The organism is Streptomyces sp. NPDC003038, assembly GCF_040611115.1.
Taxonomy (GTDB): Bacteria; Actinomycetota; Actinomycetes; order Streptomycetales; family Streptomycetaceae; genus Streptomyces.
Genome location: NZ_JBEXNN010000019.1, coordinates 24,721 through 38,150 on the forward strand (window position 1 = coordinate 24,721; position 13,430 = coordinate 38,150).

General features: G+C 71.4%; 9 protein-coding genes. All 9 read left to right on the forward strand.

Going from position 1 to position 13,430, the window contains the following annotated elements; translation table 11 throughout:
* The first annotated feature begins 42 nt into the window (after positions 1 to 42).
* The 9 genes from ABZX75_RS22775 to metK all read left to right on the forward strand — a co-directional run bounded on the left by ABZX75_RS22775 (position 43) and on the right by metK (position 13,422).
* Positions 43 to 858 carry a 2-amino-3,7-dideoxy-D-threo-hept-6-ulosonate synthase gene (locus ABZX75_RS22775; protein WP_355413322.1) on the forward strand — a complete coding sequence of 272 codons (816 nt, stop codon included), beginning with the start codon at positions 43 to 45 and terminating at the stop codon, positions 856 to 858.
* A complete protein-coding gene (locus tag ABZX75_RS22780) occupies positions 855 to 1,958 on the forward strand; it encodes a 3-dehydroquinate synthase II family protein (protein WP_355413324.1) in 1,104 nt (367 codons plus the stop codon). Before ABZX75_RS22775 ends, ABZX75_RS22780 begins: the two co-directional genes overlap by 4 nt.
* A gap of 434 nt (positions 1,959 to 2,392) precedes the next feature.
* Positions 2,393 to 4,147 carry a class I adenylate-forming enzyme family protein gene (locus tag ABZX75_RS22785; RefSeq protein ID WP_355413326.1) on the forward strand — a complete coding sequence of 585 codons (1,755 nt, stop codon included), beginning with the start codon at positions 2,393 to 2,395 and terminating at the stop codon, positions 4,145 to 4,147.
* A 72-nt stretch (positions 4,148 to 4,219) separates the two neighbouring features.
* Positions 4,220 to 5,236 (forward strand): methyltransferase, encoded by a 1,017-nt coding sequence (locus ABZX75_RS22790; RefSeq protein ID WP_355413328.1) that lies wholly within the window; start codon positions 4,220 to 4,222, stop codon positions 5,234 to 5,236.
* A complete protein-coding gene (locus ABZX75_RS22795) occupies positions 5,233 to 7,101 on the forward strand; it encodes an FAD-dependent monooxygenase (RefSeq protein WP_355413330.1) in 1,869 nt (622 codons plus the stop codon). The genes ABZX75_RS22790 and ABZX75_RS22795 overlap by 4 nt, the downstream gene beginning before the upstream one ends.
* Positions 7,102 to 8,787: an FAD-dependent monooxygenase gene (locus tag ABZX75_RS22800; protein ID WP_355413332.1), complete on the forward strand. Its 1,686-nt coding sequence runs from the start codon at positions 7,102 to 7,104 to the stop codon at positions 8,785 to 8,787.
* Positions 8,784 to 10,766 carry an FAD/NAD(P)-binding protein gene (locus ABZX75_RS22805; protein ID WP_355413334.1) on the forward strand — a complete coding sequence of 661 codons (1,983 nt, stop codon included), beginning with the start codon at positions 8,784 to 8,786 and terminating at the stop codon, positions 10,764 to 10,766. Before ABZX75_RS22800 ends, ABZX75_RS22805 begins: the two co-directional genes overlap by 4 nt.
* On the forward strand, positions 10,763 to 12,199 hold the full coding sequence (locus ABZX75_RS22810) for a lyase family protein (protein WP_355413336.1): 1,437 nt from the start codon (positions 10,763 to 10,765) through the stop codon (positions 12,197 to 12,199). Before ABZX75_RS22805 ends, ABZX75_RS22810 begins: the two co-directional genes overlap by 4 nt.
* Positions 12,199 to 13,422: a methionine adenosyltransferase gene (metK, locus tag ABZX75_RS22815; protein ID WP_355413338.1), complete on the forward strand. Its 1,224-nt coding sequence runs from the start codon at positions 12,199 to 12,201 to the stop codon at positions 13,420 to 13,422. The genes ABZX75_RS22810 and metK overlap by 1 nt, the downstream gene beginning before the upstream one ends.
* Positions 13,423 to 13,430 lie beyond the last annotated feature (8 nt).

Here is a 13,430-nt window from a genome sequence, read left to right on the forward strand (position 1 = left end):
CCGGCCGTACCATGCCGCATCTGTCGCACAAGGGAGTGCCCGATGACGAGAACGTCCTCCACCGGAAAATCACTGCGACTGGCCAGGCTGTCCGGCCATGGCGACGGACGCTACCTCTTCGTCCCGCTCGACCACTCGGTATCCGACGGCCCGATCACCACCGCCGGTGCGTTCGACGCACTGATCCGCGACGTCGTCGCCGGCGGCGCCGACGGCATCGTCGTCCACAAGGGCCGGGCGCGGGCGATCGATCCCGAAACCCTGGCGGGCTGTTCCGTGCTGGTACACCTGAGCGCCAGCACCGCCCACGGTCCGGACGTCAACGCGAAGGTGCTGGTCGGGGACGTCGAGGACGCCATTCGACTCGGCGCCGACGCGGTGAGTGTGCACGTGAACATCGGCTCGGACACCGAAGCCGAACAACTGGCGGACCTGGGCGCGGTCGCGGCCGCCTGCGACCGCTGGGGCATGCCGCTGCTGGCCATGATCTATCCGCGCGGCCCCCGGGTCACCGACCCCTACGATCCCGTACTCCTCTCCCACGTCGTCAACATCGCCGCCGACCTCGGCGTGGACATCGTCAAGACGGTGTTCGCCGCGCCGGCCGAGCGCATGGCCGACGTCGTCGAGAGTTCGCCCCTACCGATCATCGTGGCAGGCGGCGGCGACGGCACTGTGAGCCTCGCCGATTTCGCGGCCTCGGCGCTCTCCGTCGGCTGCAGCGGACTGGCGGTCGGACGACGGGTGTTCGGCTCCCCCGACCCCCGCGCGACCGTCCTGGAGCTGGCCGAGATCCTGCACGGCTCCGGCCGCCCCCTCGTTTCCACCTCTTCCTCGCGAATGGCAGGTGTTCTGTGAAGCTCAGCTGGATTGACATCCGTTCGGTCGGATCGGCGAAGGACGCGGTCGTGGAGGAGTCGATCCACGCGCGTGTGGACGGCATCCTCACCGACGACGTCGCCGACCTCGCCGGCTTACCCCCTACCGTTCGCAAGGTTCTCTTCCCCCAGGGGCAGACGCTCCCCGAGGACTTCGGATCCGCCGACGTCGTCATCGTCGAACCGGCCAAGCACGGCGATCCTGCCGAACTGGCGCTGCGCCACCCAGAGGTGGAGTTCGGCCGGTACGTCGAGATCATCGACGCGGACACTCTGGAGGATGCCTGTCAGTCGGCCCGGACCGACCGATGGAGCGTGTTGTACTTCCGCGACCCGACCAAGATCCCGCTGGAGATAGTGATCGCCGCCGGGGCCAAAGCCGAGGGCAGCCTGGTCACCGTCGCCCAGGACGTGGAGGAGGCAGAGATCATCTTCGGGGTTCTGGAACTCGGTTCGGACGGTGTACTGATGGCGCCGGCCGCCGTCGGTGACGCCACCGCCCTGCGGCGTGCCGCCGAGGCGGGCGTCGCGGACGTGGAGCTCGTCGAGCTCGAGATCACCGCCACCGCGCACGTGGGCATGGGCGACCGGGCGTGTGTGGACACCGCCACGTACTTCCGCGAGGACGAGGGCATCCTGGTCGGATCAACCTCCAAGGGGATGATCCTGTGCGTCAGTGAAACGCATCCCCTGCCGTACATGCCCACTCGCCCCTTCCGGGTCAACGCCGGAGCCATTCACTCGTACACGCTCGGCCAGAACGAGCGGACCAACTACCTGAGTGAGCTCAAGGCCGGCATCAAGATCACCGCGGTGGACATCCACGGCAAGACCCGGCTGGTCACCGTCGGCCGCGTCAAGATCGAGAGCCGCCCGCTGATCTCGATCGATGCCGTGGGTCCCGGCGGACGCACCGCCAATCTGATCCTCCAGGACGACTGGCACGTACGGGTGCTCGGCCCGGGCGGCACGGTGCTCAACAGCACCGAGCTGAAGCCCGGAGACAAGGTGCTCGGCTACCTGCCCGTCGAAGACCGGCACGTGGGCTACCCGATCAGCGAATTCTGCCTGGAGAAGTGAGTCCGCGGCGGGAGCGGGCATCCGGTGTGCGGCCCCAAGGACCCGCCGGGTACCGCTCCCGCCGCTGAGCCCCGAGGAACAGGTCGCCTCCGCCGGGACGGGGCCGGGGAGGACACGGGCGGTGAGTGTGATCGGCGGCCGGCCGATGGGTCCCTCCGGTACGCAGGTGTGGACCACCCGTAGCCAAAGGCGTTCGGCGCGCACGGCCCTTGCCGAGTCCTCCTGCCCGGTCCACAGCGACGAGACCGGCCACGCGTCCCGCGGTGTGTCAACGCAGCGGCGCGACGCTCCCCCTCACGCGCCGGCTCCCCTTCACGCGCCCGGCGCTCCCCTTCACGCGCGCGGCCCTCGCCGAGCGGCCGCCCGACCGAAGGCGGCGACCGCGACCTCCAGGGCACCGCCATCGACCGCCGAAGGATGAGAGAGGCACAGTCATGCACATTTTCAGGACCCAGCGGTCTGCCGCACAGCGCCTGCGTTTGACGCTCGACCCGCGGCTGGGCGCCGGCAACTTCTTCTGGCACGCCTGGCAGGTCGCCACCGACCGGGACCGACCGCTGCTCTTCCATCCCGATGTCACATCCGAGACCTGGGATGAGGGTGAACTGCCCGCGTACTCCCTCAACGACATACGGATCATCGTGATCCGATACGCGCATTGGTACCGCACCCACGGCGTGCTGCCCCAGACGCACGTCGGTGTCTACACCCGCAACGGCCTGTACGGCCTGCTGCACCACATCGCCATCACCAGCCTCGGTGCGGTCGCCGTGCACTGCAATCCCAACATGGCCACGGAGACCGCCGCCGAATACTTCCGACGCACACGCACGACGGTCCTGGTCGCAGACGGCGACCTGCTGGCAGGGTGCGCCGGCGTCTGGGACAGGAGCGGCGGCGCCTCGCACAAGAACATCCTGACCGAGGACATCCGCCGGCTCGACGAGACCGCACGGCGCCCCTCGGGCGTGATGCCCGGGTTCCCCCACGCGCACCAGAGCGACGACCTGGTGATGATCTCGCATTCCTCCGGGACCACCGGGCGGCCCAAGGCCCCCGTCTTCACGCACAGCTCGTTCTTCGACGGCAAGCGGGAGCGGCTGTGGACCTTCCCCTCGCTGCGCTCCGACCGCATGCTCACCGCCCTGCCGCACAGCCACTCGGCGGGCATCAGCTACCTGAGCATGGCGCTCCTGTTGGGGATTCCCACGCTGGTCCTGGACGGCGCGAACGGGGTATCGGTGGCACGGGCGATCAACCGTTTCCGCCCCACGTTCGTCCTGGGCTTCCCGCTGACCCTGGCCGAGATCGACGTTGCCCACATCACCCCGTACGCGGCGCAGTCGATCCATTCCTGGAACGGGATGGGGGACGCCTCGCACGAACGGCACATCCGCCCGCTGACCTCGCTCGGCATCCGGCGGGAAGGGCGCCGACGACGGGCGGGCTCCCGGTACGTCGACGGACTGGGCTCCTCCGAGATGGGCATGGTCCTCTTCCGCACCGTCTACACCCCGGAGACCGCCGAATACGGCCGGCTCATCGGCCGTCCCGTCAAGGTCGCGCGTGACGCGGCCGTCCTCGACGAGCAGGGCAACCCGGTGCCGGACGGTGAGCCGGGGCTGCTGGGCGTGCGCACGCCCAGCGTGACGCCGGGCTACTGGGACGACCCGACCCTGGGGCGGGAGTCCGTACGCAACGGTTACTTCCTGACCGGCGACGTCGTCCGGCGGGACGCCGACGGGCGCTGGTACCACCTGGACCGCACGCCGGACGTGATCAGGACCGCCGGGGGAACCGTCCACAGTCTCCCGCTGGAGGAGTCGGTCCTGCTGACGACGCAGGCGCTCGACACGGCTGTCGTCGCCGTCGACGACCCGGCCCACCCGGGGAAGTCCCTGCCCGTCGCCGTGGTGCTGTTCCGCGACGGGGTGGAGCGCTCCCCGAACTGCCTCCTCGACCAGTGCAATGTGGCGTTGGTCCGCAAGGGGCTGGCCCCGCTCGCCGCGCTGGTGGTCGCGGTGGACCGTGGGGGGCTCCCCGTCGGGCCGACCGGCAAGGTCCTCAAGCGCGAACTGCGCGAACGGCACGGCGACATCCTGCGCCGGCCGGCCGGGCCCGGAGTGGCGCATGACCACGCCGCGCCGCTCCGGTCGGCGCCGCCGGCCGCCGCGGCGCACTCCGAGTAGCCCCGGCCCGGCCTGCCGGGTCCGCGGACCGACGACTTCCGAGAACGAACCGACACCGAAAGGCTCCGACACATGGCCGACGGGCATCCCGCGCGTCGCGTGGTGGACCTCCTCACCGGCGCCTGGCAGGCACAGGCGCTCCACGCGGCCGCCGTACTCGACATTCCCGACCACATCCACGCCGGCCGTACCACGACCGCGGAGCTGGCCGAGGCGACCGGCTCCGGAACGGACGGCATCGAACGCCTGATGCGCCTGCTGACCGCCATGGGAGTCTTCACGGGCGGCGGCGCCGAGGGCTACCGGCTGACCGACGTGAGCGATCTGCTGCGCACGCACCACGAGCGCTCGATGCGGGACATGGCGGTGATCTACGGCGAGGAGTTCCACCGCGCCTGGGGCGCCGTCGTGCCCGCGGTCCGTACCGGAACCTCCGGCTTCGAGCACGCCTTCGGCACCACGCTGCGCGGGCACATGGCGGCCGATGCCCGGGCCGCCGCCAAGTTCCAGCGGGCGATGAACGCCGGAAACGTGTTCTTCCATGACGTCCTCGAAGCCTACGACTTCGGGTCCGCCCGCACCGTCGTCGATGTCGCGGGCGGCGGCGGCATGCTGCTCTCCACGGTCCTCCGCGCTCACCCCGGTCTGCACGGGGTGCTGTTCGACCTACCGCACGTCGTGCCGGTCGCCGAGGAGCACCTGATGAGCACGCTAGGGCCCGGCCGGCACCGCACGGTCGGCGGGGACGCCTTCGAGAAGGTACCCGGGGACGGCGACGTCTACCTGTTGTCACGGGTCCTGCAGGACTGGGACGACGCCCACAGCGTGCGGCTGCTGTCCTCGATCCGGGCGGCGATGCCGGACTCGGCCCGACTGCTGATCGTGGAGCGCGTCATTCCCACCGAGGGCACGGCTCTGCTGCCGCTGCTGTGGGACCTGCACCTCCTGATGGCCGCGGGCGGCAGGGAACGCACGCTCGACGGCTACCGGACGCTGCTGGACGACGCCGGGCTCCGGCTGGAATACGTCCACGAACTCGCCCTGGAGACCAGCCTGCTGGTCGCCGCACCGGCAAAGGAAGAACGATGAACGCATTCACTCGGCCCGGTGCGGCCGACCGCCATGTGCCCGTGCTGATCGTCGGCGGCGGAGGCTCCGGGCTCACGTCCTCCCTGGCACTGTCCGATCTCGGCATCGAATCGCTCCTGGTGGAACGACATCCCTCGACGTCCGTCCAGCCCAAGGCACACATCCTCAACGCCAGGACGATGGAGATATTCGAGCACCTCAAGGTGGCCGCGGACATCTACCGCGAGGGAGCGCCCCCCGAGAACTGCGGGGCGATGGTATGGCTGTCCAGCCTCGGCGGGAACGAGCCGTACGACCGGAAGGTGCTCCACCGCACGAGCGCGTTCGGCGGCGGCGAGCTGGCCGAGCGCTACGCGAGGGCTTCCGCGCAGCCGCACGCCAATCTGGGCCAGCGGTGGCTGGAACCGCTGCTGCGCCGTCACGCCGAGGCGCGCGCGCCTGGCGGCCTGCTCTTCCACCACGAGCTGCTGGATCTCGCGGAGGACGAGGCAGGGGTCACCGCGACCGTGCTGGACCGCGACAACGGCGACACCTTCAGCGTGCGCAGCTCCTACGTGATCGCCGCGGACGGCGGCAAGACGATCGGGCGACTGCGAGGGGTCCCGATGGAGGGCACCCCGACGTTCCTCGAGTGGATCAACCTCCATGTACGGGCGGACTTCTCGTCTTTCATCCCGTACGACGACGCCGTCGTCAACCGGGTGTCCAGCCTGTCGGACGAGGGCACGCTGGAGCACTGCGGGGTGGTGCCCATGGGACCGCGCCGCTGGGGCCGTCACTCCGAGGAGTGGACGCTGATGTTCTCGCGGCCGCCGGGCGCCCAGGGCGCCGCCGAGCTCGACGACGAGACGATCGTCAAGATGGTGCGCGGTACGCTCAAACTGCCGGACGACCATCCCATGGAGGTCGAGAGCATCAGCCGCTGGCCGGTGGAGGGCACCATCGCTCAGCGCTTCCGTTCGGGCCGGGTCTTCCTGGTCGGGGACGCCGCGCACCGGCACCCGCCCTCGGGGGCGCTGGGGCTGAACACCGCGGTCCAGGACGCCCATAACCTGGCGTGGAAGCTGGCGCTGGTCCTCGGAGGCCAGGCGGACGAGGCCCTGCTGGACAGCTACGATCCCGAGCGGCGCCCCGTTGCCGTCCGCGTCGTGGAGCGCGCGCTGTTCTCGCTCTTCAACCAGATCGCGTTCACCGCCGGCACCGGTGTGGTGCAAGGGGCCCACCCGGCGTGGAACCGCGCGCAGATGACCGCACTCTTCTCGGACACACCGGACGGCGAGACCCGGCGGGCCGTGCTGCGCGAGTACTTCGACACCAATCGCATCACGACCGCGCACCTGGGCCTGGAAATGGGTTACGACTACGCCGGCTCCGGCTGCGTCACTCCCGACGGAACCCCGGCCTCGCCGGCGGACCCGCTGGGCCTGCGCTACCCGCAGAGCGCCCGGCCCGGCTGCCGGCTGCCGCATGCCTGGCTGCGCCAGGGCGGCAGGCGCGTCGCCACGCACCAACTGCACGCGGCGCCCGGGTCGTTCCTGGTGTTGTGCGGAGCGCGGGGCAACGTGTGGGTGGAGGCCGCCGACCTGCTGGCGCGCCGCCACGGTGTTCGGATCGACGCGTACGCGGTCGGTGCCGAGGGGGACCTGTACGACGCCGACGGGGAGTGGCGGCGACTGCGCGGCCACGACGAGAACGGCGCGATCCTGGTCCGCCCCGACGGTTTTGTGGCAATGCGTCAGTTGTCGACGTGTGCCGAGCCCTCCGAGAAGCTTGAGGAGGCACTGCTGACCGCGCTCGGCCGTCGCCCGCGCGCTTGCGCGGTGACGGCCTCGACAACGCGTGCGGGCGCAAGGGGGCGGCGCTAGATGAAGGCCCCCTCCCCGCGCACGCCCGTCGCGATCGTCGGCGGGGGACCGGTCGGTCTGATGCTCGCGCTCTTCCTCGACCGGCACGGTGTGCGCTCCACGGTGTTCGACGCCGCGTGCCACCCGTACGGCGAACCACGCGGGAACACGCACAACGCCCGGACCATGGAGCATTACCGCCGCCTGGGAATCTCGGCGCCGATCCGCCGACTCGGACTTCCGGCCCGACATCCCGCGGACATCACCTACTTCACCCGCTACGGAGCACACGAGCTGGCCCGGCTGCCGCTGGCGTCCCGGAGCCTGCGGATGCGGCAGACGGCGGCGGCACCGGCCACGGACCAGACACCGGAGCCGGTCCACCGTGCCAACCAGATGTACGTCGAGCGGTTCCTGTACGAGCATGTCCGCACCCGACCGAACATCACCCTGCGACTCGGCAGGAGCATCACCGGCCTGCGGCAGGACAGGGCCCAGGTGATCCTGCGCACCGAGGACACCGACGGCCGGATCGGGCACACCAGGGCGCGGTACGCCGTGGGGTGCGACGGCGGGCGCAGCTTCGTACGCCGCTCCCTGGGCGTGCACTACGAAGGCCCCGGCTCACTCGACCAGGAGGTCCTGGGCCGCCGGGCCACCGCGGCCCACCTGCGGCTGCCCACCTTCCACAAGGACGTCATGACCGGCCCGCGCGCCTGGAGCTACTGGGCGCTCAACAGCGAGCTGGTGATGAACCTGATCGCACTCAACGGCGAGGACGAGTTCTTCCTGCTCACCAGCTCCCTGGACCCGGACGAGACCGACACCGGCCGTCTCACCGACCTGGTGCGCCGGGCGGCCGGCACCCCGCTGCCCGTCGAGGTCCTCGGCAACCGGCCGTGGACCCCGGGCGCGGCCCTGGTGGCGCAGCGCTTCACCATCGGCCGGGTCCTGCTCGCCGGGGACGCCGCGCACCTGTTCACGCCCAACGGCGGGTTCGGGATGAACACGGGCATCGACGACGCCGCCAACCTGGCGTGGAAACTGGCCGCCGTCCTGCAGGGCTGGGGAGGGCCCGGGCTGCTCGGCACATACGAGACGGAGAGGCGTCCGGTGGCCCTGCGCAACACCGCCGCGGCGCGCGAGCTGAACGCGGGGCTCGGCTCCATCAACCGCCCGCCGTCGCTGGAGGAGCACGGCCCGGCCGCAGACGCGGACCGGGCCCGGGTGGGAGACCTGCTGCGCGACTACGGGGAGCGCACGCACTCCCTCGGCGTGCAGCTGGGGGCCCGCTACGACGGCTCGCCGATCGTCGCCGAGGGCGGGGACGCGCCGGCGGACTCCTGGGGCACCTACACCCCCTCCAGCGTTCCCGGAGGCCGCGCACCGCACCTCTGGCTGGACGAGTGGCACGGCCAGGGCAGTTCGCTGTTCGACCGGTTCGGCAGCGGCTGGACCCTGCTGCGCCTCGGTGGAGGTGCTCCGGACAGCAAGCCGCTGGAGGCGGCGGCCGCAGGACTCGGTATGCCGCTGACCGTGCTGGACGTCGACGTTCCGGATGCCCGGGACCTCTACGAGCGCGACCTCGTGCTGATCCGCCCCGACCAGCATGTGGCCTGGCGCGGCAACAGGCTGCCCACCCACCCGGGCGAACTCGTGGCACAACTGAACGGCTCGGGGCGGTCCGGGGCGAGGGAGGCGGCATGAGCGGCACCACAGTGCTGGAAGTCTGTGTCGTCGGGGCCGGTCCCCGCGGCTTGTCGGTCCTGGAGCGGATCTGCGCGAACGAACGCAAGTCCGCCTCGCACGGTTCGGTCGTCATCCACCTCGTGGACCCGTATCCGCCGGGGGCCGGCCGGGTATGGCGCACGGAACAGTCGCGGCTGCTGCTGATGAACACCGTCGCCTCGCAAGTGACGGTGTTCACCGACGGAACGGTGGAGATGGACGGGCCCGTGGAGCCCGGACCGAGCCTGTACGAGTGGGCTGCCACCGTAGTGCGGGCCGACGAGTCCGCCTCGTTCGACGACGCGACGCGGACGGAGGCGCGCCGACTGGGCCGGGACGCGTATCCGACCCGGGCCTTCTACGGGCGGTATCTGAAAGACGTCTTCCGCAGAGTGAAGGAGGAAGCGCCTGCCCACTGTGCCATCGTCGAGCATCGCTCCCGCGCGGTGGCGCTGGAGGACGACGGGCCCGTGCCAGGGGGGCCGCAGACGCTCACCCTCGCGGACGGGACCCGCCTGGCGGGCCTGGACGCGGTCGTGCTGGCCCAGGGCCACGTGCCGGGGCTGCCGTCGGTGAAGGAGGCCGAGTGGTCACGGGCCGCGGCGGCGCACGGGCTGACGCACTTCCTTCCGGCCAATCCGGCCGACTTGGACCTTTCCCTCGTCAAGGCGGGCCGGCCCGTGCTGATCCGGGGACTGGGCCTGAACTTCTTCGACCAGATGGCGCTGCTCACCCAGGGCCGGGGCGGCACCTTCGTCCGGCGTGAGGGGCGGCTCGTCTACCTGCCGTCCGGGCGGGAGCCGCGCGTCTACGCCGGGTCGCGGCGCGGCATCCCGTACCACGCGCGCGGCGAGAACGAGAAGGGCGCCCACGGCCGGTACCAGCCGAGACTCCTGGACCTGGAGGCGATCCGCGTGCTGCGGCGCCGGACGCGGCGCGGCGAGCGGGTGCACTTCTCCACTCACCTGTGGCCGCTGATCGCCAAAGAGGTGGAGAGCGTCTACTACGAAACGCTGCTCGTCTCCCGCGGTCGGGCCCCCGCTCAAGTCCGGGCCTTCGCCGAGGCCTACCTGGCGGCGGCCGGAGCCGCGGAGCGCGAACTGCTGGAGGCACACGGCATCGAGACGGCCGTCCACTGGGACTGGGAGGCGCTCGCCCGGCCCACCGGCCGCACCCGGTTCACCGATCGGGCGCACTTTCGCCGCTGGCTCCTCGACTACCTGGCACAGGACATGCGTGAGGCCGCGGCCGGCAATGTCAGCGGCCCGCTCAAGGCGGCCCTGGATGTACTGCGCGACCTGCGCAACGAGATACGGATGGCCGTCGACCACGGCGGACTGGAGGGCAACTCCTACCGTGACGACCTGCAGGGCTGGTACACGCCGCTGAACGCGTTCCTCTCGATCGGGCCTCCCGTCTCACGCATCGAGGAGCTGCGCGCGTTGATCGAGGCCGGGGTGGTCGAAGTCCTCGGCCCCGACATGGAGGTCGTCATCGACTCCCACGGCCCGACCACCGCGTTCGCCGCCCGGTCCAGGAGCGTGGCGGCGGAGCCCGTACGGGCGACCGTACTGATCGAGGCGCGGCTGCCGGAACCCGATCTGCGGCGGACCGGGGACGCCCTGCTGCGCCAGCTGCTGCACACCGGCCAGGTCACCCCGTACCGGCTGGAGGGCAGCTGCGGCACCACCTACGAGTCGGGCGGCCTGGCCGTCACCCAGCGGCCCTACCGGACCGTGGACGTGCGCGGCCGCACACATCCGCGTCGTTTTGCCTACGGCGTGCCCACCGAGGCCGTGCACTGGGTGACCGCTGCCGGGATCAGGCCGGGCGTGAACTCGGTGACCCTCGGCGACTCGGACTCCATCGCCAGGGCCCTGCTGGCCCTCGATCCGTCGCGGGGGGTCTCCCGGGCCCCGGCGCGGCCGGGCAGCGAGCTGTTCGAGGCGCGGACATGACGCCTCCGGCCCCGGACTTCGACGGAGGTCTCGACGCGGGACTGCTTTCGCCGGTACGGGTGGGCGCTCCTGTGGAGGAGGCCGTCGGCGAGACGGCATGGCTGCAGGCCATGCTCGACGCGGAGGCGGCGCTTGCCCGTTCGCAGGCACGGCTGGGCACCGTCCCGGTGGCGGCCGCCGAGGCCATCACCGCCGCCGCCCGGGCCGAACGGCTCGATCTGCGGGCCCTGGCCGTGGCCGCGCGGGAGACCGCCAACCCTGTGGTCGGCCTCGTACGCGCCCTGACCGACGTGGTGGCGGCCGAGGATCCGGCAGCTGCCGCATATGTGCACCGGGGTTCGACCAGCCAGGACGTACTGGACACGGGCGCGATGCTCGTGTGCGGCCGGGCGCTGGGCCTGATCGGCGCCGATCTGCTGCGCACCGCCGAGGCTCTGGCCGTACTCGCCGAGGAGCACATCGACACCGTCATGGCGGGCCGCACCCTCGCCCTGCACGCTGTGCCCACCACCTTGGGGCTGAAGGCGGCGGGCTGGCGACAGCTCGTGCTGGACGCCGCGGCGCGGGTCGCGGCCGTGCGCGCCTCGCTGCCGGTCGCGCTGGGAGGGGCGGCGGGGACCTTGGCCGGCTACCTGGAGTACGCGGGCGAGGAGGCGACGGGCGGCCGCGATGACGAGGGATACGCGGACCGGCTCGTCGACGCTTTCGCCGCCGAGACGGGGCTGGCCCGACCGGTGCTGCCGTGGCACGCGCTGCGTACCCCGGTCGCCGACTCCGCGTCCGCCCTCGCCTTCACGGCGGGAGTCTTCGGCAAGTTCGCCGTCGATGTGCTGGTGCTGACCCGGACGGAGATCGGCGAGGCCTCCGAGCCCCACGTGGCCGGCCGGGGCAGCTCGTCCGCCATGCCCCACAAGCGCAATCCGGTGCTGTCCACGCTGATCCGCAGCGCTGCGCTTCAAGTTCCGTCGCTGGCCAGTGGGCTGACCCAGTGTCTCGTTGCGGAGGACGAGCGTTCGGCGGGAGTGTGGCACGCCGAATGGCTGTTGCTGCGCGAGTGCCTGCGCCTGACCGGGGGCGCCGCATGGACGGCCGCCGAGCTCGCCCGGGGCCTGACACCTCATCCGCAGCGGATGCTGCGCAACCTCGCACTCACCGGTGAGGTGGCCACCGAACGCCTGGTGGCCGCCCTGGCCCCGCGCCTGGGCCGGGCCCGCGCCAAGGAACTGGTGTCCGAGGCATCACTCACCGCCGACCGGGAACACCGCCCGCCGGCACAGGTACTGCGCGGACTGCCCGAGGTGGCCCCGTACCTCACCGCGGAGGAACTGGACGCCCTGCTCGATCCCACCACCTACACCGGCGCCGCGTGGGCGCTGGTCGCCCGCGCCCTCTCCGCGCCCGCACCGCACCCCGAAACGCCGGAGGAATTGTGATGTCCCGACGCCTGTTCACCTCGGAGTCCGTGACCGAGGGCCACCCCGACAAGATCGCCGACCAGATCAGCGACACGATCCTCGACGCGCTGCTGCGCGAGGACCCCGCCTCCCGCGTCGCAGTCGAGACGCTGATCACCACCGGCCTCGTGCACATCGCGGGCGAGGTGACGACGAAGGCGTACGCCCCGATCGCGCAGCTCGTCCGCGAGACCGTTCTGGGCATCGGCTACGACTCCTCGGCCAAGGGCTTCGACGGAGCCTCATGTGGTGTCTCCGTCTCCCTCGGCGCCCAGTCACCGGACATCGCACGGGGAGTGGACACCGCCTTCGAAGCGCGCGCCGGGAGCGCCGCGGCCGGTGCGGGAGGTGACCAGCTGGACCGGCAGGGCGCGGGAGACCAGGGCCTGATGTTCGGCTACGCCACGGACGAGACGCCGAACCTGATGCCGCTCCCCATCGAAGTCGCCCATCGCCTGTCCCGGCGCCTCTCCGCGGCCCGGCGCGACGGGTCGATCCCCTACCTGCGGCCCGACGGCAAAACCCAGGTCACCATCGAATACCGGGGCAGCCGACCCGTGCGGCTCGACACGGTCGTCGTCTCCTCCCAACACGCGGCCGACATCGACCTGGAGAAGCTGCTCACTCCCGACATCCGCGAGTTCGTCGTCGAACACGTGCTCCGGGAGCTCGCGACGGACGGCATCAAGCTGGAGACGGAAGGCTACCGCCTGCTGGTGAACCCGACGGGCCGCTTCGAGATCGGTGGCCCCATGGGTGATGCGGGCCTGACCGGCCGCAAGATCATCATCGACACCTACGGCGGGATGGCCCGCCACGGCGGCGGCGCCTTCTCCGGCAAGGACCCGTCCAAGGTGGACCGCTCGGCCGCCTATGCGATGCGCTGGGTCGCCAAGAACGTCGTCGCCGCCGGACTCGCCTCGCGCTGCGAGGTCCAGGTCGCCTACGCCATCGGCAAGGCCGAACCGGTCGGCCTGTTCGTGGAGACCTTCGGCACCGCCCTCGTGGCGACCGACCGGATCGAACGGGCCATCACCGAGGTCTTCGACCTCCGCCCGGCCGCGATCATCCGCGACCTCGACCTGCTCCGCCCCATCTACGCCCAGACCGCCGCCTACGGACACTTCGGCCGCGAACTGCCCGACTTCACCTGGGAACGCACCGACCGCGTGAACGCGCTGCGCCAAGCCGCCGGCCTGTGACCACACGC

Coding starts and splice junctions, on each gene's coding strand:
- ABZX75_RS22775 (WP_355413322.1), top strand. CDS start 43: ATGACGAGAACGTCCTCCACCGGAAAATCACTGCGACTGGCCAGGCTG.
- ABZX75_RS22785 (WP_355413326.1), top strand. CDS start 2,393: ATGCACATTTTCAGGACCCAGCGGTCTGCCGCACAGCGCCTGCGTTTG.
- ABZX75_RS22790 (WP_355413328.1), top strand. CDS start 4,220: ATGGCCGACGGGCATCCCGCGCGTCGCGTGGTGGACCTCCTCACCGGC.
- ABZX75_RS22795 (WP_355413330.1), top strand. CDS start 5,233: ATGAACGCATTCACTCGGCCCGGTGCGGCCGACCGCCATGTGCCCGTG.
- ABZX75_RS22800 (WP_355413332.1), top strand. CDS start 7,102: ATGAAGGCCCCCTCCCCGCGCACGCCCGTCGCGATCGTCGGCGGGGGA.
- ABZX75_RS22805 (WP_355413334.1), top strand. CDS start 8,784: ATGAGCGGCACCACAGTGCTGGAAGTCTGTGTCGTCGGGGCCGGTCCC.
- ABZX75_RS22810 (WP_355413336.1), top strand. CDS start 10,763: ATGACGCCTCCGGCCCCGGACTTCGACGGAGGTCTCGACGCGGGACTG.
- metK (WP_355413338.1), top strand. CDS start 12,199: ATGTCCCGACGCCTGTTCACCTCGGAGTCCGTGACCGAGGGCCACCCC.